Origin of the sequence: Nonomuraea gerenzanensis, assembly GCF_020215645.1 — a bacterium.
Lineage (GTDB): Bacteria > Actinomycetota > Actinomycetes > Streptosporangiales > Streptosporangiaceae > Nonomuraea > Nonomuraea gerenzanensis.
Window position 1 is genome coordinate 10185497 of the sequence record NZ_CP084058.1, and the last position, 21844, is coordinate 10207340.

Consider the following 21844-nt stretch of genomic DNA (forward strand, 5'->3'; position numbering starts at 1 on the left):
GTGAGTGTGTCATCAACCACGCTTCGCGCCCAGACCTTATTCGATGGAGAAGTGCCGGTCGGCGTGGGCACACTCACACCATGGCCGATGAGCCGCTCGAGCTCGGCGAGATGTCCTTCTCCGAGTGGTACGCCCACACCGACAAGATGGCGGAGGTCGGCTTCCTCGCCATCGCCACGAAACTGCCGTCCCTGATCCGCCAGGCGATGCGGATGGCCTGGCGGGCCAGCCCCCGCGACACCCTGGCCACCGTCGTGCTGAACCTGCTCGGCGGCCTCTTCACCGCGTTCGGCCTGCTGGCCACCACCGGCGTCCTGACCGCCCTGTTCAGCGAGGGCCCCACGCCCGACCGCGTCACGGCCGCCCTGCCCAGCCTCGCCCTGGTCGCCGGGGCCGCCGTGCTGCGCACGAGCATGCAGGCCGGCGCGGGCTGGGCGCAGGCCCGCCTCGACCCGCAGGTCACCCGGCTGACGGAGGAGCGCCTGTACGGCCTGACCAGCCAGGTGAGCCTGGCGGCCTTCGACGACCCGGAGTTCCACGACGCCCTGCAACGGGCCAGGCTGCGCGGCGTGGCCATGGCCGACTCGGTGGTCACCTGCACCATCGACGTGGTGACGGGATGCGTCGGCATCGTCGCCGTGGCTGGCGTGCTGGGCGTGCTGCACCCGGTCCTGCTCCCGCTCCTCCTGCTGGCCGTGCTGCCCGACGCCTGGGCCGCCGTCCGCAGCGCCCGCATGCAGTACGCGACCATGTACTCGCTCATCCCGGCCAACCGCCGCAAGTGGATCATCGCCCAGCTGCTGGCGGAGCGGGAGCCGGCGGCCGAGGTGCGCGCGTTCACGATGCGCGGCTTCCTGCTGCGCATGTACGACGCGGTCGCCAAGGCCGAGCAGGACGTCATGCTGCGCCTGGCCCGCCGCCAGACCGTGGCCCGGCTGGCGGGCGAGGCCCTCGGCGGTCTCGGCGCCGCCCTGGTCTACGTGGCGCTCGGCGTGCTGCTGGCGATCGGCGCCATCCCGCTGGCCGTGGCCGGCACCGCCGTCCTGGCCATCCGCTCGGCCCAGGGCTCGCTCGGCCAGCTCATGTTCTCCACCAACCGCCTCTACGAGGAGGGCCTCTACTTCACCGACTTCCTCGACTTCTGCGCCGACGCCGAACGCCGGATCCCCGCCGACCGCCCCACCCCCATCCCGGACAGCTTCGAGCGCATCACCGCCACCGACGTCGCCTTCACCTACCCCGGCGCCGCCACCCCGGCTCTGCGCGGGGTGTCGATCGAGATCAAGCGGGGCGAGGTGATCGCGTTCGTCGGTGAGAACGGCTCAGGCAAGACCACTCTGGCCAAGATCCTGGCCGGCCTGTACGAGCCCGACACCGGCACCGTCCGCTGGGACGACACCGACCTGCGCCAGGTCAGCCCCGAAGCGCTGCGCTCCCGCACCGCCGTCATCGCCCAGGACCACACCCGCTGGCCGCTGACCGCCCGCTACAACATCACCATGGGCACCGACAAGGGCGAGCCCGCCCTGCACGCCGCCGCCACCGTGGCCGGCGCCGACGAGGTCATCGCCGATCTGCCGCACGGCTACCGCACCCTGCTCGACCGCCGCTTCAAGGACGGTCACGAGCTGTCCGGCGGCCAGTGGCAGCGCATCGCCGTCGCCCGCGGCTTCCACCGCGACGCCGACCTGCTGATCTGCGACGAGCCCACCGCCGCCCTCGACGCCCGCGCCGAACACGCCCTGTTCGAACGCATCCGCCACCACGCCGACGGCCGCACCGTCCTGCTCATCACCCACCGCCTGGCCAGCGTCCGCTACGCCGACCGCATCTACGTGCTCGACCACGGCCTGGTCACCGAGGAAGGCGACCACGACACCCTGATGGCCCTCGACGGCCTCTACGCCGACCTCTACACCTTGCAGGCCACCGCCTACCGGTGAGCCCGGCTCAGCGCAGCGCCGCCTCGATGACGGCCCTGGCGATGGTGGCCACGGCGTCCACCCGCCTGCCCGGCCGCTCCAGCACCACCCCCACCGCCACCTCGGGCGCCTCGGCGGGCGCGAACGCCGTGATCACGGCATGCTCGCCGGGCACGGCCTCCGAGGCGGCGGTCTTGGCCGCCATCCGCATCCCGGGGACCCCGGCCCCCGTCCCCGACGCGGGTGCGACGGCGGTCATCATGGCCGCCAGGTACCGCGCCGACATCGGCGGCACGGCCGTGCGGTACGGCACGGGCGAGGCCCGGTGCATCACGGCCCCGTCCGCCAGCCGCACCTCCTCCACCAGGTAGGGCCGCATCAGCACCCCGTTGTTGGCCACGGCCGCCGACAACATGGCCACCATCAGCGGCGTCACCCGGTTGTCGTGGTGCCCGATGGCCGCCAGCGCCATCTGGGTCCTGTCCGTGACGGCCGGATACCGGCTGGGCGTGGCGAGCAGCGGGATCCGCAACTGCCCGCCGTTGAACCCGAACGCCTCCGCCTGGTCCCGCAGCAGGTCCTGCCCGAGCTGCAGCCCGATGGCGGCGAAGGCGGCGTCGCAGGACGCCTGGAACGCGTAGGCGAGCGTGGGCCGCCCGGCCCCGCACCGCCCGGCGTCCAGGTAGGCCGGCGCTCCTGGCAGCCGCAGCCGCGCGGGCGCGTCGATCGGCGCCATCGGCGAGTACTCGCCGGAGGCCAGCGCCGCCGCCGCGGTGACCAGCTTGAACGTGGAGCCGGGCGGATAGAGCTGGTTCAGCGCCCGGTTGAGCAGCGGCTGGGCGGGCGACTGCCTGAGCCGCCGAGCCGTCTCCGCCAGCAGCCCCTTGTCGAAGGTGGTCAGCACGTTCGGGTCGTACGTCGGGTACGTGGCCAGCCCCAGCACGGCCCCGGTCGCCGGGTCGAGGGCCACCACCGCCCCGGGGATGCCGGCGGTCCGCAGCCCCTGGTAGGCCGCCCGCTGCACCCGGTCGCGGATCGTCAGCCGCACGTCGGCGCCCTCGACGGCCCCGTCCCCGACCAGCGACCTGACCCTGACCTTCGCGTCGTCGCCCGACAGCACAGTGTCCTGCGCCTGCTCGATGCCGGTGGTGCGGTGCAGCGACACGTGGCCGGTGAGCGCCGCGTACTCCTCGCCGCGCGGGTAGGCGCGCCGGTACCGGTACGGGCCGCCCGTGGTCCGCAGGCTGGTGGCGACGGGCGTGCCGTCGTAGGTGCGGATGTCGCCGCGCGGGCGGCCGTACCTTTCGATCAGGGCCCGCTCGTTCCTGCGGTCGGCGTTCAGCGCGGGCGAGCCGAAGGCCTGGATGAGCGTGATGTGCGCGAGCAGCGCGAACAACATCACGGCGCACAGCTTCGCGACCCGGCTCAGCGGGACGTCGAGCCACCTCCCCCTCGATCCAGCCATGGATCGAGGTGTAGCAACCGGGCCGCAAAGGCCGGGCTAGAGGAGGCTGCGGTAGTAGGAAATCTTGTGGTGGATGTAGCTCTGGCGCTCGGCCAGGTTCGCGATCTGGGCCTGGACCTGCCGGTCGTGCTCCTCCAGGAGCTTGATGCGGTCGGGGACGGTGTGGTCGCCGGCGCGGACCAGCTCGGCGAAGCGCAGCATCGTGGCGATGGGCATGCCCGTGTCACGCAGGCAGCGCACCATGCCGAGCCAGCCGATGTCCTCCTGGCTGAACCTGCGCTGCCCGGCCGCGTTGCGGTCGACCCGCTCCAGCAGGCCGATCTTCTCGTAGTAGCGGAGGGTGTCGATGCTGAAGCCGGTCTCCTCGACGACCTCCGCCGGTGTGTACACGCTCACAAGACCAAGAATCTCACCTGGAGTGCACTCCAGGTCAACCGGTTTGACATGGAGTGCGCTCCAGGTCCCAGCATCTGCGCCATGAACATCGCACTGGGCACGATCCCGTTCGGCACCGCCGTGGACCTGGGCACCACCTTCGCCATCCTGGACCGGTTCGTGGAGGCCGGCGGCACCCGGCTCGACACGGCCAACAACTACCCGTTCTGGGTGGAGGGCCGGTCGGGTGACGAGAGCGAGCTGGCCATCGGCGCGTGGCTGGCCGCCCGCGGCAACCGGGACGAGGTCGTCATCGGCACGAAGGTGGGCGCCCGCCCTGCGGTCCCCGGCGACCTGACCCTGGACTCGGCCGAGGGCCTGTCGGCCGCCGCCGTCGCCAGGGGTGCGGAGGGCAGCCTGAAGAGGTTGGGGACGGACTACATCGATGTGTATTGGTCGCACATCGAGGACCGTTCCGTCCCGCTGGAGGAGACCCTGCGGGCCTTCGACGAGCTGGCCCGGGCCGGCAAGGTGCGGGCCATCGGTGCCAGCAACCTGCCCGCCTGGGGGCTGGAGCGGGCCAGGAACGTCTCGGCGGCGCGCGGCCTGATCCCCTACACCCACGTCCAGCAGCGCCACACCTACCTGCGGCCGCGCCCGCACGCCAAGCTGCCCGAGTCGGGGCACCGGCTGGTGTCGGACGACCTGCTCGGCTACCTGGCCGCCGAGCCCGGCCTGACGCTGTGGGCGTACAACACGCTGATGTTCGGCGCCTACACCCGGCCCGACCGCCCCCTCCCCGAGATCTACGACCACCCGGGCACCACCAGCCGCCTGGCGGTGCTGAGCGAGGTCGCCGCGGAGCTGGGCGCGACCCGCAACCAGGTCGTGCTGGCCTGGCTGATGGCCGACGGGATCGTGCCGATCGTCGGGGTCTCCACGCTGGAGCAGCTGGAGGAGGCGATCGGGGCGGCGGACCTCAAGCTGGACGCCGAGCTGCGCGACCGCCTGGACGCCGCCGCCTGACCGGCTCGACGCCGCCGCCTGACCGGCTCGACGCCGCCGCCTGACCGGCTCAGGCCAGGTGGTCCGCCAGGTAGCGGCGGACCAGTTGCTTGCACTCGGCGATCAGCTCGCGGTCACCGGCAGGGTCGGCGCGGAAGGCCAGCTTGAGCACGGCGTCGGTGGCCTCGACCGCCACCAGCAGCGCCCGGTCGAGCCCGGGGCCGACGGGGGCGTCGAGCAGCTCCATCGACAGGGCGCGCAGCCGCTCGGCCACGACGACGTTGTTCTCCTGCGTCTCGTCGAGCGACCGCTTGCCGGCCTCGCCGGGGGCGCCGAGCACCTCGCCGAAGTCCACGACGGCGAAGCCGGGGGTCGTGCGCTTCATGTCCACGAACTCGTCGATGGCCAGATCGACCAGGTCGGTCCAGTGGCCGAGGTCGGCCATGGGGATGCGCTCGATGATGCGCTGCAGGAACGCCTCGAGGTTGCGCCTGGCCAGCGCCCGCACCAGCCCCTGCTTGTCGTGGAAGAACTGGTAGAAGGTGCCGATGGGGACCTCGGCCCGGCGCGCGACCTCTTTCGTGGTCAGCGCCTCGTAGCCGACCTCGTCGAGCAGGAGCGCGCACTCGTCGAGCATCCGCTCCACGCGCTCGACGCTCCGGCGTTGTGCGGGTCGGCGGCGCAGGGTACTGGTCATGCTCCCATCCTTGCGCATTCCCGCCGTCATGAGTCAGAGTCTTTGACCTCAGATAACATGAGCCACCCTCGCGTAGGAGGCGGGAATGTTCTTGTGGGGCACGGCGACGGCGGCCTATCAGATCGAGGGCGCCGCCGGTGAGGACGGCAGGGGCGCCTCCGTCTGGGACACCTTCTCCCACGAGCCAGGCCGCACCAAGGGCGGGCAGACCGGGGACGTGGCGTGCGACCACTACCACCGCTGGCCCGAGGACGTCGCGCTGATGGCGGGGCTCGGCGTGAACGCCTACCGCTTCTCGATCGCCTGGCCGCGCGTGCTGCCCCAGGGCGGCGGCCAGGTGAACGCGGCCGGCCTGGACTTCTACGACCGGCTGGTGGACGCCCTGCTGGCGGCCGGGATCCAGCCGGTGCCGACGCTGTTCCACTGGGACCTGCCGCAGGCGCTGGAGGAGCGCGGCGGCTGGCTGAACCGCGACGTCGCCGGGCTCTTCGCGGACTACGCCGCCGTGGCCGCCGAGCGGCTGGCCGACCGCGTGCCGCTGTGGATCACGCTGAACGAGCCGTTCGTGCACATGGCCTTCGGCTACGCGATGGGCGTGCACGCCCCCGGCCGGGCGCTCATGACCGGCGCCCTGCCCGCCGCCCACCACCAGCTCCTCGGCCACGGGCTGGCCGTGCGGGCCCTGCGGGCGGCCGGCGCCCGCCAGGTGGCGCTCACCAACAACTGCACGCCCGTCTGGCCGGCCTCCGGGGAGGAGGCGGACGTGCGGGCGGCGCAGGCGTACGACGTCCTGCACAACCGCCTGTTCAACGACCCCGTCCTGCTGGGCCGCTATCCGGACCTGTCGGCCTACACCTCGGCGCCCGGCTTCGTCCGCGACGGCGACCTGGAGACCATCGCCGCCCCGCTGGACGCCCTCGGCGTCAACTACTACAACCCCACCCGCATCGCCGCGCCGACCGGCGAGGGGCTCCCGTTCGACGACGCGGGCATCACCGGCTACCCGACCACGGCGTTCGGCTGGCCGGTCGTGCCCGACGGCCTGCGGGAGCTGCTCACGGGCCTGAAGGCCCGGTACGGCGCCGCCCTCCCGCCGATCCTGATCACCGAGAACGGCTGCTCACAGCAGGACACCCCGGCCGCCGACGGCACGATCGACGACGCCGCCCGCATCGACTTCCTCGACCGGCACATCCACGCCATGCGCCGGGCCATGGCCGACGGGGTGGACGTGCGCGGCTACTTCGTCTGGTCGCTGCTGGACAACTTCGAGTGGGCCGAGGGCTACGACCAGCGCTTCGGCCTGGTGCACGTGGACTTCGCCACCCAGCGCCGCACGCCCAAGCGCTCCTACCACTGGTTCGCGCGGTTCCTGAGCGCTCAGAACACCGACACGTGAACGTGGTCGTAGTGGTTGGCGGTCACCCCGCCGCGGTCGGACATCGGGTCCCAGCCGCCGCCTGAGCGGATGTCGTAGTAGCGCTGCTTCCAGATGATGTACATGACGCCCAGCCGGGGACCGTTCTTGATCAGCCAGGCCGACAGCGCGTCGCCGTTGGCCGCGTCGTTGCCCGCGGCCATCCTGCCGCCGCTCGACATCATGAAGTCGCAGGCCCGGCCCTTGCCGTGCTCGCCGGGGTCGCCGGGGCGCAGGCAGCCGACGCCGTACTTCATGGGGAAGTTGGCCATGATCTCCGCGCGGACGTTGATCATGCGCGGCGTCAGGCCCTCGGCGCCCCCGGGCTGCTGGAAGCCGTACTTCTGGAGCAGCTTCTGGATGTCGTCCTTCTTGTTCTCGAGGGCCTTGATCTCCTTGCGCAGCTTCTCGATCTTCTCGTTCGCGTTGAGCTTGGCGTCGTCGGACTTCTCGATGAGCTTTCGGATGCTCTCGACGCGCTCGGCCCGCTCGTTGGCCATGTAGGTCAGGTTGGCGGCGCCGCCCAGCATGGCGTACGGATCGGAGCTGGGGGTCAGCAGGCGCACACCGTCGAGCGGCCCCAGCATGTAGGAGGTCTGGGCGATCCGGCTCACCTCGGCCTGCGCGGCGGCGAGCTGGGCCTCCAGGTTGCCCGAGGTGTCGGTGGCCCTCTTGGCCTGGATCCTGATCTCCTCCAGGCTCTGGATCTGGCCGCGGTAGAGCTCGTTCAGCCGGGCGGCCTGCTTGGTGAGCCTGCGCAGCTCGGCGGGGCTGGGGTCGGCCAGGGCCGGCGCCGGGGCGGGCAGTCCGAGCAGGCCGGAGAGTACGGCGACGAGAACGGCGAGCCGCCACATTCTCACACCCGTCCCCTCCCCTCATAGACGGACCGAAACTATAGAAGATGATCTTGATCTCTGTCATCCGAACGACCGAACTGCCGCACCTTTGGCGAAATTTGTAGGGTTTTGTCCGAGTCGCTGACCGGCGTGGCGCGCCCCTCTTGCATGCACGGACAGAACATGATTCGGTCGCCTTGGGACATGCCGAAGACAAGCAAGCATTCGGTCAAGCAGGAGGCTCACGACATGCGCCAGCACGACAAGCTGTTCATCGGGGGCGAATGGGTGGCCCCCGCGGGCACCGGGACGATCGACGTCATCTCCCCCCACACCGAGGAGATCGTCGGCCGGGTCCCGGACGGCACGGCCGAGGACATGGAGCGGGCGGTCGCCGCCGCCAGGCAGGCCTTCGACCACGGGCCGTGGCCGCGGATGACGTTCGCCGAGCGGGCCGAGGTGATCGCCCGGCTGGCGGCCATCTACAACGAGCGGCAGGCCGAGATGGCCCAGCTCATCACCGAGGAGATGGGCTCGCCGATCACGTTCTCCAACCTCGCGCAGGCGCCGCAGCCGCTCGGCATGCTGCAGTTCTACGCCGAGCTGGGGCGGACGTTCGAGCAGGAGGAGCAGCGGCCGGGGCTGTTCGGCCCGATCACCGTGCGCAGGGAGCCGGTGGGCGTCGTGGCGGCCGTCGTGCCGTGGAACGTCCCGCAGTTCGTCACCATGACCAAGGTCGCGCCCGCGCTGCTGGCCGGCTGCACGATCGTGCTCAAGCCGGCCCCGGAGACGCCGCTGGACGCGTACCTGCTGGCGGAGTGGGCGGCCGAGGCCGGCGTGCCCGCGGGCGTGCTCAACATCGTCGTCGCGGGCCGCGAGGTCGGCGAGCACCTGATCTCGCACCGGGGCGTGGACAAGGTCGCCTTCACCGGCTCGACCGCGGCCGGCCGGCGCATCGCCGCCGTCTGCGGCGAGCAGCTCAAGCGGGTCAGCCTGGAGCTGGGCGGCAAGTCGGCCGCGATCATCCTGGACGACGCCGACCTGGCCGCCAGCATGGGCTTCCTGTCCATGGCCTCCCTCATGAACAACGGCCAGGCGTGCGTCGCGCAGACCCGCATCCTGGCCTCGCGCAACCGCTACGACGAGGTCGTGGACGCGATCGCGGGCATGGTCTCCGCCCAGGCCGTCGGCGACCCCGCCGACGCGGCGACCGGCATCGGCCCGCTGGTGGCCAAGCGGCAGCAGGAGCGGGTGGAGGGCTACATCAAGCTCGGCATGGACGAGGGCGCCAAGATCGTGGTGGGCGGCCTCGACCGGCCGTACGACAGGGGCTGGTACGTCGCGCCCACGGTCTTCGCCGGTGTCAGCAACGACATGCGCATCGCCCGCGAGGAGATCTTCGGCCCGGTCCTGGCCGTGATCCCCTACGAGGACGAGGCCGACGCCGTCCGCATCGCCAACGACAGCGACTACGGCCTGGCCGGCACGGTCTGGACGGCCGACACCGAGCACGGCATGGAGGTGGCCCGCCAGGTCCGCACCGGCACGTACGGCGTGAACTGCTTCATGCTGGAGACCAACGCCCCCTTCGGCGGCTACAAGGCCAGCGGCATCGGCCGCGAACTGGGCCCCGAGGGCCTCAACAGCTACCTGGAGTACAAGACGATCAGCCGCCTCGGCTGATCTGCCGTCCAGCGAAGCGGAGGGCCCCGCCACCCATGGCGGGGCCCTCTTCGCGGATGGCCACCCAGCGCGCCCCCGCGACGCTGGGCTACCGCCCGACTACAGCAGTATGTCCCACGTCCACCGCATAGGCGGTTTCCTTCCCCAGGGACTTTCTCCCGGCGGTTTCCTTCCATCCGCCCTAGGTAGACGTGTTTCACTCAGGAAAAGTTCGAGGAGATCCATTTGCCGATCCGGCGGACCAATTCAGGCGTCGCCGCGGACTCCGCGTGCCCGAATCCCGGCTCGATCCACAGCTCCTTCGGCTCCCTGGCGCCGCCGTAGAGCTGCCGAGCGTGATCCAGCGGGAAGAACGTGTCCGCGTCCCCGTGCACGATCAGCAGCGGCGTGGGCGAGATGAGCCCGGCGGCCTCGTGCGGCGGCATCGGGACCGGGTCCCACTGGCCCCGTGCGATCCGCGTGCGCTTGGCCACCCGCGCCGCCCACCGCCCGAACGGCTGTTCGATGGCCCAGTGCACCTGCCGCATCGGCTTGGTCCCCCGGTAGTACCAGCGGGCCGGGCCGCTCACCGCCACCACCGCGTCCACCCCGCCGCGCAGCCCCGCGTGCCGCACCGCCACCGCCGCGCCCATCGAGAAGCCGACGACGGCCAGCTTCGAGTAGCCGATCACCCGGGCGTGCCTGACCGCGGCCTGCACGTCGAGGATCTCCAGGTCGCCCACCGTGGTCTCGCCGCCGGACCTGCCGTGGCCGCGGAAATCGAAGGCGATCACTCCGCCGTACCCGCTGAGCACGTGCACGATGCGGCGCGCGGTCCGGTCGCGCCAGGACCCGGTGAAGCCGTGCGCCACGACGATGCCCACGTCCGTACGGGCGGAGGGCGTGTGCGCGGCGTCGATGCGGACCCCGTCCTCGGTCCTGAGCATGACGGGGAAATGAGGCGCAAGAGGCATGAATATGAGGTTAAGTCCGCTGGACGTCGGTACCGCGTTCGGCCGCCCACACCGCGATCTGCGAGCGGGCGTCGAAGCCCAGCTTGTCCATGATGTTGGCGATGTGCCGCGCCACCGTGGCCGGGCTGATCACCAGCTCCGTGGCGATCGCCCGGTTGCTCAGGCCCCGCGTGAGCATCACGGCGATCTCGCGCTCCCTCGGCGTCAGCCCGGAGCAGCGCGGCCCCGCCCCCAGGCCCGCCGGCAGCGGCCCCTGCACGGCCGCGCAGTCGAGTACCCTCCTGGCCACCTCCTCGGGCGGGCACTCCATGCCCCTGGCCCACAGCAGCCTCACCCGGCCCTCGCCTAGCTCGTCGCGGGCCAGCGTCAGCAGCTCCTGCACCCGCCCCGGCATGCCGAACTGCCCGATCGACTCACGCAGCGCGGTGGCGGCGGCCCCGGCCAGCACCGCGCCCTCCAGATCGCCCTGCGCCAGGGCCAGCGCCGACAGCGAGGACAGCGCCCGCATGACGCCCCTGCGCTGCCCCGCCTTCCTGCTCAGCTCCAGCCCGGCGGCCACGTGCTTCTTGGCGGCCACGTGGTCGCCCAGCCCCGCGGCCACCCGGCCGAGCTGGGCGTGGCAGCGCGCCAGCTCGACCCGGTTGTCCATGCCCTCCAGCAGCGGCAGCGCACCCGCGTGGTGCGACATGGCCGCCTCCAGGTCGCCCGCCGCCTCGGCCACGGCGCCGAGATGCGTCAGCGCCCTGGCCTGGGTCCAGTGGTGGCCCGCCTCCCTGCCCAGCGCGAGCGCCTGCTCGCCGTACCGCTGGGCCTGCCGCAGCCGCCCCTGGAACAGCGCCAGGTTGAGCTGGGCGATCCGCACCGTGGCCAGGTTGAACGGGTCGTCGTGCGCGGTCGCCACCGCCTCCAGCTCCTCCAGGTAGCGCAGCGCCCGCTCGGTCTGCCCCGTGCGGAAGAACACGGTCAGCGCCACGCCGTAGGTGATGCCCAGCCAGTGCGTGTACGGGTGCCGCTTCTGCTCCTCCACCCCCTGCACGATCAGCTCCTCGGCCCTGACCAGCTCGTCGGCCAGCTCCAGCCCGTACGCCAGCGCGCCCGCGGCCACCGCCACGACGTCGTCGGGCACCTCCGCCAGGTCCAGCGCGAGCAGCCGCTCGTGCCAGCCGACGCTCTCGCCCAGGTCACCGCGGACGGCCAGGATCGCCAGCGCCGCCCGCGCCAGCCGCAGCCCGGTCACCGCGTCGCGCGACTCCACCGCCCAGTCGATCGCCAGCCTGCAGTCGTCGAGCAGCGTGCGGCCCCTGGTGAAGTGGGCGAACCGCGCCGGCCACGGCATCCGGGGCGCCAGCGAGCCACCCTCGTAGCAGCGCTCCATCTCCTCGCAGATCACCCGCAGGTGCCGCTCGCGCAGCCGGGCCACCTCACCCACCTCCGCCAGGCGGTCGGCGGCGTACTGCCGGATGGTCTCCAGCAGGCGGTAGCGGCCCGAGCCGCCCTGGTGCAGCACCAGCGACTTGTCCACCAGGCCGCCGAGCAGGTCGAGCAGCTCGGCCCTGCGCACGATCCCGCCGTCGGCGCACACCCGCTCGGCCAGCCCCAGGTCGAACAGCCCCGCGAAGACCGACAGCCGCCGCAGCAGCACCCGCTCCTTGGGCCTGAGCAGGTCGTGGCTCCACTCCACGGTGGCCAGCAGCGTGCGCTGCCTGGCCGGAGCCGTACGCGGGCCGGTGGTCAGCAGCGCGAACCGGTCGCCGAGGCGGTCGGCGATGCGGCCGGGGCTCAGCAGGCTCGTGCGGGCCGCCGCCAGCTCCAGGGCCAGCGGCAGGCCGTCGAGCGCCCGGCACAGGCGGACGACGTCGGGCATGTGCTCCGTCACCCCGCGCGCCCCGACCGCCAGCGCCCGCTCCACGAACAGCAGCACCGACTCGGCGTCGGGACGCCGCTCGTCGGGCAGCTCCAGCGGCGGCACCCGCCAGACCAGTTCCTCCTGAATGTGCAGCGGCTCGCGGCTGGTGAGCAGGAAGCGCAGGCCGGGACACTCGGCGACGAGCCCGGCCACCAGCTCGGCGCACTGTTCGACCAGGTGCTCGCAGTTGTCCAGCAGGATCAGCGTGCCGGCGTCGCGCAGGCGCACGCGCAGGCCGTCGAGCAGCCGTCCGGGGATCTCGTCGCGCACGCCGAGCACGCGTGCCAGCTCGCCGACCACCAGGCCGGGGTCACCGAGGCGGGCCAGCTCCACGAGCCACACGCCGTCGGCGAACCAGGGCCGCGCCTGTGCCGCCACGCGCAGCGACAGCCGGGTCTTGCCGATGCCGCCCACCCCGCTGAGCGTGATCACGCGTTCGTCGCGGACCAGGGCGGTCAGCTCCGACACGTCGCGGTCGCGGCCGATGAAGCGGTTGGGCTCCACGGGGAGATTGTGCGGGGCTTGCGCGGTCATGTCGGGCCCAAGGTGGTCGCGGGAGGCTCTCTACGAGCCAAGTCTCCCCCTTGGCGGGGCCCGGTGCGATCACTTTGCGTGCAGAGTCAGCAACCCGCCGGGTACGAATGTGAGGCGCCGAGGTCTGCGATGCTCATGACGATCCGCACGCGTGACTCGTCGGCCGCGTCGAGGGCCTGGCGGACGTTGGAGATCATCACGCGGGCGCCGCTCTCCTGGATGCGGTCCCGCAGCGTCGCGGTGTCGAGATCGGGCGGCAGGGGCCACACGACGCCACCCGCGGCGATCACCGCGTTGGTCGACACCAGCAGATCGGGGCCCACGGGCAGGCAGATGAGCACGGTGTCCCCAGCGCGCACTCCCCTGCGTCGCAACTGGAGGGTCGCGACCGCGGACCTCTCGTCCAGCTGCTCCTCGGTGAGCTTCAGGCCCGTGCCCGAGTCCACCATCACGATGCGCTCATCCATGTGGTTCACCGTAGGGAGGGCGTCTCGTGCACACATGGGGCGGAATATGCAGATCCCTATGCAGAACTCGGCAGACCCTACGAGGCTCCCTTCTGATGTTCGGTGGCCCACACCGCGATCTGCGCCCGTGAGGTGTAGCCGAGCTTCTCCATGATGTTGGCGATGTGGCGGGCCACGGTCGCCGGGCTGATCACCAGTTCCTCGGCGATGGCCCGGTTGGACAGCCCCCGCGTGAGCAGCCCGGCGATCTCCTGCTCGCGCGCGGTCAGCAGCGAGTGCTTGACCGGCTCGGCCGCCACCGGAGCCGGCTTCTGCGCCAGGCGCTCGCCCGCCAGCACGTGGCGGGCGGCGTCGTCGGGGCTCATCGCCCGGCCGCGCGACCACAGCGAGGTCGTGCGGCCCTCGCCCAGCTTGGTGCGGGCCCGGCCGAGCAGCTCCTCGATCCTGGTCGTGGCCGAGTGCTGCCCGATCGACTCGCGCAGCCCCGCCGCCGCGGCGGCGGTCAGCACCGCGCCCTCCAGGTCGCCCTCGCACTCGGCCAGCACCGACAGCCCCACCAGGCAGCGGGCCACGCCCTGCCGCTGCCCGGTGGCCCGCGCCAGCTCCAGGCTGGCGGCCAGCTGCTCGCGCGCGGTGCCGAACTCGTGCAGCATCGCCGCCACCCTGCCGATCCGCGTCAGGCACCGGGTCAGCTCGGGGTCGCCGCCCAGCTCGCTCAGCCACGGCACGGCCAGCTCGTACTGGGTCTTGGCGGTCACCAGGTCGCCGCGGGCCTCCGCCACCGAGCCGAGCTGGGTCGCGGCCCTGGCCATCAGCCAGCGGTGGCCGTGCGCGCGCGCCCGCGTCAGCGCCTCCTCGCCGTGCCGCTGCGCCTCCCGCAGCCTGCCGCGCACCAGCGCCACCGCCGACAGCCCGAGCAGCCCCGCCGCCTGGTTCCAGGTGTCGCCGGTGCGGCCGGCCAGGGCCAGGCCCGCCTCCGCGTGGTGCAGCGCGTCGTCGGTGCGCCCCATCCGGAGCAGCACCACGACGACGAGGCTGTGCATGACGCAGCGCGGGTACGCCTCGGCGGGCGCCATGCCCTCCAGGCTCTCCTCGGCCACCTCCAGCGCCCGGCTCAGCTCGTCGCGCGCCTCCAGCCCGTAGGCGAGATAGGCCTTGGCGTGCGCGACCTGCTCGGCGGGCACGCCGGGCGAGCCGAGCGAGAGCAGCCGCTCGATCCAGCCGACGATCTCCGTCACGTTGCCGCCGAGGGGCAGCAGCCCCGTGCTGGTCCTGCACAGCCACAGGCCCGCGCTGACGTTGCCGGACTCGACCGCCCACTCCAGCGCCACCCTCTGGTCGTCGATGAGGTCGCGGCTGGCGGTCAGCGCCTCCAGCCGCTCAGGCCAGGGCACGTCGGGGAGCACCATCTCGGTCGTGAAGTGCCGCTCCTGCAGCTCGCACAGGACGTCGAGGTGCCGCTGGCGCAGGATCTCGCGCTCGCCGGCCTGTTCGAGCCGCTCGACGGCGTACCGCCTGATGGTCTCCAGCAGCCAGTAGCGCCTGCGGCCCTCGTCGCACAGCACGAGCGACTTGTCGACCAGCCCGCCGAGCAGATCGACGATGTCGCCCGCGGGGATGGGCCGCTCGGCGCAGACCTGCTCGGCCAGGTCGAGGTCGAAATCACCGGCGAACACCGACAGCCGCCGCAGCAGCACCTGCTCCTTGACCGCGAGCAGGTCGTAGCTCCACTCCACGGCCGCCAGCAGCGTGCGCTGGCGGGGCGGCGCGGTACGGCCGCCGGTGGTCAGCAGCGAGAAGCGGTCGTCGATGCGGTCGGCGATCTGGCCGGGGCTGAGCAGGCTGGTGCGGGCCGCGGCCAGCTCCAGCGCCAGCGGCAGCCCGTCGAGCGCCCGGCACAGCCGCACCACGTCCGGCAGGCTCTCCGGCCCCAGCCTGGTGCCCGCCGCCGCGGCCCGGTCCATGAACAGCTGGACGGACTCGGCGTCGGAGGCGGCGGGGCCTGGCAGGTCGAGCGGCGGCACCCGCCAGATCAGCTCGCTGGGGATGCGCAGCGGCTCCCTGCTGGTGGCCAGGATGCGCAGCGAGGGGCAGGCGGCGACGAGCGCGGCGGCCACCTCGGCGCACTTGTCGACCAGATGCTCGCAGTTGTCGAGCAACAGCAGGCAGCACTGGTCGCGCAGCCGGGCCGTCATGGTGTCGAGCAGCGGCCTGGCGGCCTCCTCACGCAGGCCCAGCACGCGGCCCAGCTCCTGCTCGACCAACTCGGGCCGGCCGACCCTGGCCAGCTCCACCAGCCACACGCCGTCGGGGAACGACGGCACCAGCCCGGCCGCCACCTGGAGGGCCAGCCGGGTCTTGCCGATGCCGCCGACCCCGCACAGCGTGACCACCCTGGTGCCGCCGAACAGGTCGTGCAGGTCATCGAGATCGCGCTCGCGGCCGACGAACCGGTTGGGCTCAGCCGGAAGGTTGTGCCGGGGGAAATCTGGCATGTGCTCACCCTGCGTCGCGGAAGGATCACACTCTCCCACAGTGTCGCACTTCTCACAGGCCAAGCGAGCTCACGACCGCCCTTTCGTCCACGACGCGCAGAACGGGGTTGCCGAGCAGCTTCTTGGCCAGGTCGTACGGCGCCACGACCACGGTGGCCCGCCGCTCATGGGCCAGCACCCGGCAGCCGACCAGGCTCGGCTCGTGGGCGACCACGACGTGGGCGCCCGCCGTCATCGCCAGATCGATCAGCCGCAGCCCGCGGAACGGCTCGCTCACCGCGCTGAGCACGACGTCGTCCTTGCCGATCACCAGCCGGGTGGCCAGCTCGCGCAGGTCGGCCGCCAGCTCGAGGTTGTCGAACAGCCGGATGCCGTCGAGCGTGAGCGCGGGCCCGGCCAGCGGCCCGAACTCGACCGCGCCCGCGGTCAGCAGCTCCGTGAACGACCTGGCCCCCGGCGTGGGACGGAACGCGAACACCTGGTCCACCTTCACCGCGGCGGGGTCGTAGTGGTCCTGCGCGATCATCATCCGGGCGCTGCCGGTGGCCGAGAGCACCGCCACCCCGCCGGCCCAGGCCACGGAGTGGACGGCCAGGGGCAGGCTCGCGCCGAGCGGGAGGTTGACGAGCACCTGGTCGCCGTAACGCAGGCCCTGGGCCCGCAGCCCGGCGGCGGCGCGGATGACCCGCCGGGCGAAGGCGGTGTAGGACAGCACCTCGCCGGTCCTGACGTCGCTCACCGCCGGCTGCTCGCCCTTCATCGGTGCCGCCGCCATCACGAGCTCTGTCCAGGTCATGACGACAATCTAGGTACCGGCACCGGGATTGCCATGCGCACAATTGTGCAACCCCCTATGTATGTAGAGGCTTGTCCCATGGGGGAAGACCGCATTTTGGACGCGACCTACGCGGGGATGCTGGAGCAGGGGCTGCGAAAGCTGACAATGGACGACGTCGCGCGGCGCGCGGGCCTGGCCCGCATCACCGTCTACCGCCGCTTCGCCCGCAAGAACGATCTCATCCAGGCGGTCATCGCCCGCGAGCTGAGGCGGTTCCTGCACGCCTTCGAGCAGGCGCTGGCGCCCCTGCCGACGCGCGCCGACCAGGTGGCGGAGGGGTTCGCGATCACCTTGCGGCTGGTGCGCGGCCACCGCCTGCTGAACAGGCTGCTGGCCACCGAGCCGGAGACGATCCTGCCGCTGCTGACCCTGCAGGCGGGCCCGTATCTCGCGATGGCCCGCGACTACCTCGCGGCCCACGTGGGCGACGCGGAAGTGGCCGAGACGTTCGTCCGCGTCGCGCTGTCTTTCGTGCTGGTGCCCGCGACCTCGATCCCCCTGCTCGACGACGACGACGCCCGCGCGTACGCTCGCCGCCACCTTGTCCCGCTCTTGCCAGCGGAGGGGATCAACTAGACTTAGTGGGTCGCGACTTCGCGCGGCGGCCCCCACGACACAGAGCGAGACGTCATCATGCCTTTGAACAGCCGCGACGACCTGCGGAACATCGCGATCATCGCGCACGTCGACCATGGCAAGACCACGCTGGTCGACGCCATGCTCTGGCAGTCCGGGGCATTCCGCGCCAACCAGGATGTCGACGACCGCGTCATGGACTCCAACGATCTGGAGCGCGAGAAGGGCATCACCATTCTCGCGAAGAACACCGCCGTCCAGCACGGCGGCATGACCATCAACATCATCGACACGCCCGGCCACGCCGACTTCGGCGGCGAGGTCGAGCGCGGCCTGTCGATGGTCGACGGGGTCGTGCTGCTGGTCGACGCCTCCGAGGGGCCGCTGCCGCAGACGCGGTTCGTGCTGCGCAAGGCGCTGGCCGCCAAGATGCCGGTCATCCTGTGCATCAACAAGGTCGACCGGCCCGACGCCCGCATCAAGGAGGTCGTGGACGAGGTCTACGAGCTCTTCATGGACCTCGACGCCACCGAGGAGCAGATCGACTTCCCGATCGTCTACGCCTCCGCGAAGGCGGGCCGGGCCTCCATGGAGCGCCCCGCCGACGGCGGCATGCCCGACTCCGAGGACCTCGAGCCGCTGTTCGACATCATCAAGTCGACGATCCCGGCGCCCACCTACGACCCCAACGCGCCGCTCCAGGCGCACGTCACCAACCTCGACGCCTCCTCCTACCTGGGCCGGATCGCGCTGTGCCGGGTGCACCAGGGCGTGCTGCGCAAGGGCCAGCAGGTGGCCTGGTGCCGCACCGACGGCTCGATCCAGCGCGTGAAGATCACCGAGCTGCTGATGACGGAGGCGCTGGAGCGCAAGCCCGCCGAGCAGGCCGGGCCCGGCGACATCATCGCCATCGCCGGCATCCCCGACATCATGATCGGCGAGACGCTGGCCGACCCCGACGACCCGCGCCCGCTGCCGCTCATCACGGTCGACGAGCCGGCCATCTCGATGACCATCGGCACCAACACCTCGCCCCTGGTCGGCAAGGTCAAGGGCTCGAAGGTGACCGCCCGCATGGTCAAGGACCGCCTCGACAAGGAACTGGTCGGCAACGTCTCGCTGCGCGTGCTGCCCACCGACCGGCCCGACGCCTGGGAGGTGCAGGGCCGCGGCGAGCTGGCGCTGGCCATCCTGGTGGAGCAGATGCGCCGCGAGGGCTACGAGCTGACGGTGGGCAAGCCGCAGGTGGTCACCAAGGTCATCGACGGCAAGGTGCACGAGCCGGTCGAGCGGCTGACGGTCGACTGCCCTGAGGAGTACCTCGGCGCGGTCACCCAGCTCCTGGCCGTGCGCAAGGGCCGGATGGAGCACATGACCAACCACGGCACCGGCTGGATCCGGATGGAGTTCGTGGTGCCGGCGCGCGGCCTGATCGGCTTCCGCACGGAGTTCCTCACCGAGACGCGCGGCACGGGCCTGGTGCACCACGTGTTCGACTCCTACGAGCCGTGGTTCGGCGAGCTGCGCACCCGTAACAACGGCTCGCTGGTGGCCGACAGGTCGGGCCCGGTGACCGCGTTCGCCATGCTCAACCTCCAGGAGCGCGGCGTGCTGTTCGTCTCCCCGACGACCGAGGTCTACGAGGGCATGATCGTCGGCGAGAACTCCCGTTCCGACGACATGGACGTGAACATCACCAAGGAGAAGAAGCTCACCAACATGCGCTCCTCCACCAGCGAGGAGACGGAGAAGGTGATCCCGCCGCGCGTCCTGTCGCTGGAGCAGGCGCTGGAGTTCATCCGCGAGGACGAGTGCGTGGAGATCACTCCGGAGAACGTGCGCATCCGCAAGGTCGTGCTCGACGCCGCCACCCGTGGCCGCGCCGCCGCTCGCGCCAAGCGGGGCTGACCAAGAATCTTCTCCACCGGACCGCGCTTTGCTCGCTTTTTGCGAACAAAGCGCGGTTTTCGGTAAGTAAGGGAAGTAAGTGTCCCTGCTCAGCCACGAGCGATGGATGAACTCTCCCGGGTCACGCCGTAAAGAAAAGTTGTCATGGGAGGAGCTGTAATCACACCGTGACCCTTTGAGATAGAACAACGGCGTATGCCGGAGAATCATCACAATTGTGGGAAAGCTCCGGATGGCAATCGCGTTCGGGCTGGCGCTGGTGTCGTTGGGGGCGATCGTTTGGTGCACCGTTGCAGCCAGACCGGTAGCGGAGCCTGCGCCGCCGAAAGGCACCGCAGGACCCAATCCGTGGGTGGCCGCGGCCACCCGCGCCGATCCTGACGTCCAATGGGCCCGCAGGGCCGAGACCAAGGTGATGATCTCCAGGGCGAGCGGCGCCGACCTGGAGCCGGTCCCCGACGGCCGGCTCGATCCCCGCCAGCGCCACGTCAAGGTGACCGTCGAGCACCGGCTCCAGCTCGCCGCCAGAGACACGCTGATCGAGGCGCTGCGCCAGGGCAGCGGCTTCCCCGGCACGCTGCAGCAGGTCACCGATGCCGCGTTCGGCGCGATCAAGGTGGACGGCCCCGGGCTGGCGCCGACCACCCGCCTGGCGCCCGTGCTGACCTCCAGCGGCGGCAGGACCACCGCTCAGTTCACGGTCACGCTGCTGCGCCAGCTCCGGCCCGACCATCTGCTGAAGCTGCACTTCGAGGAGCCCAAGGCGTTCCCGCTCATCGTGACCGGCAGGAGCATCACCGTGCTGCCCGGCGAGTGGAGCGTGCTGCGGCTGGAGGGGATCACGCCGGAGCAGGAGCAGCAGGAGCGGCTCGCGTTCACCGTCGGGGCCTACCCGGTCAGCATGACGCTGGCGCCCGACACTTTCGGCTTCCCCGACGTGGTCGTCGAGGAGGACTTCTCCTGGGCCACCGCGCTCGGCGTGCTCACCGCGGTCGCGCTGATCGTCTTCCTGGTGCGCGCGCTCGGCCAGGGCTGGTGGGCCCGGCTGGCCAACAGGGAGCTGTTCGTCGGGCTCGCGCTGGCCGCGCCCGCGCTGGTGATCCCGCTGTTCGCCGAGGACTGGTCGGCGGTGGCGTACGTGATCCTGTTCATCGCCGTGCCTCTCATCGCGCTGCGGCACGCCGGCCGGGTGCTGCCGACTAGCCCGCCGTGGGACTCCCGCGACCTGCTCGTCGTCACCGGCGTGGGGGTGGCGATCGGGCTGGGCATGCTGAGCTGGTCGTGGCTGCACGGGCAGCTGTCCGGGCAGGCCCTGCTGGTGGGCGGGGCGGTGGCGGCCGTCGCGGCGGCGGGCTCGGCCGTGGCGTTCAGCGTGGACCTGGGCGTGCGGCCGGTCGTGGTGCGCCTGGCGGTGCTGTCGGCCGAGGCCGCGATCGGGCTGCTGGCGCTGGCGCTGTGGCTGCGGGCGCTGGCCGGCGGGGTGTACCCGCCCGACAGCATCCGGCTGGTGCTGGCGCTGAGCTGGGCGCTGATCCCGATCGGCGCGATGGCGGTGGCGACCAAGCAGTGGAAGCGCTCGGCCGTCGTGGGCGCCGTGCTGATCAGCCTGCTCGTGCAGGGCTGGCCCACCGAGTGGCTGGACGCCGGGTCGTGGAGCCTGGCCGTGCCCCAGGAGGAGCCGCGGATCGGCAGCCTGGTGCTGACCCCGATCGTGCGCGGCGTGATGGGTCTGCTGCTGCTCGGGTTCGTGATGCTGGTGCTGCGGCTGCGCCGGCTCGGCGGGCAGCTCTCCGCGGTGGACAACCCCGTGGCCGAGTCCACCATGATCTGCGTGCTGATGGTGCTCTACATCACGCCCAGCGGCAGCACCACGCTGGCCGACATCGACGTGCCGCTGCCGCTGCTGGCCATCACCTCGCTGGTCGCCTGGGCGACCACCCAGTGGCTGCTCACGGGCCCGCGCATGGTCATCCCCGAGCCGACGGACCTGGACGAGCACCGGGCCCTGGTCAGGGCCGCCCTGCACAAGCGGCTGCTGCTGGTCTCCGAGCAGGAGCTGTACAGGATCGGGCGGGCCAGGATCGGCGCGGGCGAGCTGACCATGGCCGACTTCGACCAGCAGCGCAACACGCTGGAAGCGGCCATGAACCGGCACGGCAGGCACCCGGAGACCGCGTTCGCCACCTCCTCCGGCTGCACGCCCTGGTACAACGGCGTGCACGCCTTCACCGTCAGCCTGCTGCTCAGCCTGCCCTTCGCCCTGGTGTACGGCTGGCCCGAGGGGGTGGACCTGACCAGCTTCGTCTTCGACGGGCGCTACCTGATCACGCTGCCCGCCTTCGGCTTCCTGTACGGCTACTTCTACCCGCGCGTACGCGGCACCCAGCCGATGACCAAGGCCCTGCACCTGACGGCCGCCGCCCTGCTGACGGAGCTGTCGGGCTACCTGTCGACGCTGGCCGAGCCCGACATCGGGATGTTCGACAAGGTGCAGGTCGTCGCCATCGTCGTGGGGCAGGTCATGATGGTGTGCATCGGGCTCGGGCTCTTCTGGGAGTGGCGCATCATGCACCTGGCAGGGGAGCCGTGGGCGCGGGTGCGCAACCTGCGCAGCATCCGCAGCCTGGCGGCGCCGACGCTCGCGCTGGTGCTGGCGGCGGGCACCACGGCGGCGTCCTCGGCCGCCGGGCAGACGGTGGACCGCATACTGAAGGGCGACCAGATCGTCACCATTCAGGCGCCGCGCTGACGACCGAGCCGGCCCGCC

Annotated in this window: 16 protein-coding genes; 7 read left to right on the forward strand and 9 right to left on the reverse strand. The window is 71.7% G+C overall.

All coding sequences use genetic code 11. The annotated features are described in order from the left end of the window. Window positions 1–80: 80 nt before the first annotated feature. Window positions 81–1943, forward strand: coding sequence for an ABC transporter ATP-binding protein (locus LCN96_RS47380; RefSeq protein WP_225268957.1), 1863 nt, complete (start codon window positions 81–83; stop codon window positions 1941–1943). Between the two features lie 7 nt (window positions 1944–1950). Here LCN96_RS47380 and LCN96_RS47385 read toward each other — a convergent pair whose 3' ends face one another. Together LCN96_RS47385 and LCN96_RS47390 are read right to left on the reverse strand one after the other, a co-directional pair. Continuing rightward, the gene (locus LCN96_RS47385) at window positions 1951–3387 is read right to left on the reverse strand and encodes a penicillin-binding transpeptidase domain-containing protein (RefSeq protein WP_225268958.1); all 1437 of its coding nucleotides are present in this window, start codon (window positions 3385–3387) and stop codon (window positions 1951–1953) included. A 36-nt stretch (window positions 3388–3423) separates the two neighbouring features. Continuing rightward, window positions 3424–3783, reverse strand: a complete 360-nt coding sequence (locus LCN96_RS47390) for a MerR family transcriptional regulator (RefSeq protein ID WP_225268959.1) — start codon at window positions 3781–3783, stop codon at window positions 3424–3426. Between the two features lie 81 nt (window positions 3784–3864). Between LCN96_RS47390 and LCN96_RS47395 the strand changes: the two genes are divergently transcribed. Next, entirely contained in the window at window positions 3865–4788 is a 924-nt protein-coding gene (locus LCN96_RS47395; protein WP_225268960.1) for an aldo/keto reductase, read from the forward strand. A 49-nt stretch (window positions 4789–4837) separates the two neighbouring features. Here LCN96_RS47395 and LCN96_RS47400 read toward each other — a convergent pair whose 3' ends face one another. After that, a complete protein-coding gene (locus tag LCN96_RS47400) occupies window positions 4838–5464 on the reverse strand; it encodes a TetR/AcrR family transcriptional regulator (protein WP_225268961.1) in 627 nt (208 codons plus the stop codon). Between the two features lie 85 nt (window positions 5465–5549). Here LCN96_RS47400 and LCN96_RS47405 point away from each other — a divergent pair, with 85 nt between their 5' ends. Beyond that, window positions 5550–6863 (forward strand): GH1 family beta-glucosidase, encoded by a 1314-nt coding sequence (locus LCN96_RS47405; RefSeq protein ID WP_225268962.1) that lies wholly within the window; start codon window positions 5550–5552, stop codon window positions 6861–6863. Here the strand turns inward: LCN96_RS47405 and LCN96_RS47410 are convergent. Next, on the reverse strand, window positions 6845–7735 hold the full coding sequence (locus LCN96_RS47410; RefSeq protein WP_225276214.1) for a prefoldin domain-containing protein: 891 nt from the start codon (window positions 7733–7735) through the stop codon (window positions 6845–6847). The genes LCN96_RS47405 and LCN96_RS47410 overlap by 19 nt on opposite strands. A 231-nt stretch (window positions 7736–7966) precedes the next feature. Between LCN96_RS47410 and LCN96_RS47415 the strand changes: the two genes are divergently transcribed. Further along, window positions 7967–9400, forward strand: a complete 1434-nt coding sequence (locus LCN96_RS47415; protein ID WP_225276215.1) for an aldehyde dehydrogenase — start codon at window positions 7967–7969, stop codon at window positions 9398–9400. A gap of 200 nt (window positions 9401–9600) precedes the next feature. Here LCN96_RS47415 and LCN96_RS47420 read toward each other — a convergent pair whose 3' ends face one another. The 5 genes from LCN96_RS47420 to LCN96_RS47445 all read right to left on the reverse strand — a co-directional run bounded on the left by LCN96_RS47420 (window position 9601) and on the right by LCN96_RS47445 (window position 16551). Continuing rightward, window positions 9601–10353: an alpha/beta hydrolase gene (locus LCN96_RS47420; RefSeq protein WP_225268963.1), complete on the reverse strand. Its 753-nt coding sequence runs from the start codon at window positions 10351–10353 to the stop codon at window positions 9601–9603. A gap of 10 nt (window positions 10354–10363) precedes the next feature. Further along, window positions 10364–12763 carry a LuxR C-terminal-related transcriptional regulator gene (locus tag LCN96_RS56990; protein ID WP_263657403.1) on the reverse strand — a complete coding sequence of 800 codons (2400 nt, stop codon included), beginning with the start codon at window positions 12761–12763 and terminating at the stop codon, window positions 10364–10366. A gap of 116 nt (window positions 12764–12879) precedes the next feature. Continuing rightward, window positions 12880–13260, reverse strand: a complete 381-nt coding sequence (locus LCN96_RS47435; protein ID WP_225268964.1) for an AMP-binding protein — start codon at window positions 13258–13260, stop codon at window positions 12880–12882. A 77-nt stretch (window positions 13261–13337) separates the two neighbouring features. Further along, a complete protein-coding gene (locus LCN96_RS47440) occupies window positions 13338–15755 on the reverse strand; it encodes a LuxR C-terminal-related transcriptional regulator (protein ID WP_225268965.1) in 2418 nt (805 codons plus the stop codon). A 52-nt stretch (window positions 15756–15807) separates the two neighbouring features. Then, the gene (locus tag LCN96_RS47445; protein ID WP_225268966.1) at window positions 15808–16551 is read right to left on the reverse strand and encodes an AMP-binding protein; all 744 of its coding nucleotides are present in this window, start codon (window positions 16549–16551) and stop codon (window positions 15808–15810) included. A 78-nt stretch (window positions 16552–16629) separates the two neighbouring features. Here LCN96_RS47445 and LCN96_RS47450 point away from each other — a divergent pair, with 78 nt between their 5' ends. The 3 genes from LCN96_RS47450 to LCN96_RS47460 all read left to right on the forward strand — a co-directional run bounded on the left by LCN96_RS47450 (window position 16630) and on the right by LCN96_RS47460 (window position 21826). After that, entirely contained in the window at window positions 16630–17169 is a 540-nt protein-coding gene (locus LCN96_RS47450; protein WP_225268967.1) for a TetR/AcrR family transcriptional regulator, read from the forward strand. 57 nt (window positions 17170–17226) lie between these two features. Further along, window positions 17227–19077: a translational GTPase TypA gene (gene typA, locus LCN96_RS47455; protein WP_225268968.1), complete on the forward strand. Its 1851-nt coding sequence runs from the start codon at window positions 17227–17229 to the stop codon at window positions 19075–19077. A gap of 352 nt (window positions 19078–19429) precedes the next feature. Further along, a complete protein-coding gene (locus tag LCN96_RS47460; protein WP_225268969.1) occupies window positions 19430–21826 on the forward strand; it encodes a hypothetical protein in 2397 nt (798 codons plus the stop codon). Window positions 21827–21844: the final 18 nt, after the last annotated feature.

Coding starts and splice junctions, on each gene's coding strand:
- LCN96_RS47450 (WP_225268967.1), top strand. CDS start 16,630: ATGGGGGAAGACCGCATTTTGGACGCGACCTACGCGGGGATGCTGGAG.
- LCN96_RS47400 (WP_225268961.1), bottom strand. CDS start 5,464: ATGACCAGTACCCTGCGCCGCCGACCCGCACAACGCCGGAGCGTCGAG.
- LCN96_RS47380 (WP_225268957.1), top strand. CDS start 81: ATGGCCGATGAGCCGCTCGAGCTCGGCGAGATGTCCTTCTCCGAGTGG.
- LCN96_RS47385 (WP_225268958.1), bottom strand. CDS start 3,387: ATGGCTGGATCGAGGGGGAGGTGGCTCGACGTCCCGCTGAGCCGGGTC.
- LCN96_RS47445 (WP_225268966.1), bottom strand. CDS start 16,551: ATGACCTGGACAGAGCTCGTGATGGCGGCGGCACCGATGAAGGGCGAG.
- LCN96_RS47405 (WP_225268962.1), top strand. CDS start 5,550: ATGTTCTTGTGGGGCACGGCGACGGCGGCCTATCAGATCGAGGGCGCC.
- LCN96_RS47410 (WP_225276214.1), bottom strand. CDS start 7,735: ATGTGGCGGCTCGCCGTTCTCGTCGCCGTACTCTCCGGCCTGCTCGGA.
- LCN96_RS47420 (WP_225268963.1), bottom strand. CDS start 10,353: ATGCCTCTTGCGCCTCATTTCCCCGTCATGCTCAGGACCGAGGACGGG.
- LCN96_RS47415 (WP_225276215.1), top strand. CDS start 7,967: ATGCGCCAGCACGACAAGCTGTTCATCGGGGGCGAATGGGTGGCCCCC.
- typA (WP_225268968.1), top strand. CDS start 17,227: ATGCCTTTGAACAGCCGCGACGACCTGCGGAACATCGCGATCATCGCG.
- LCN96_RS47395 (WP_225268960.1), top strand. CDS start 3,865: ATGAACATCGCACTGGGCACGATCCCGTTCGGCACCGCCGTGGACCTG.
- LCN96_RS47440 (WP_225268965.1), bottom strand. CDS start 15,755: ATGCCAGATTTCCCCCGGCACAACCTTCCGGCTGAGCCCAACCGGTTC.
- LCN96_RS47435 (WP_225268964.1), bottom strand. CDS start 13,260: ATGGATGAGCGCATCGTGATGGTGGACTCGGGCACGGGCCTGAAGCTC.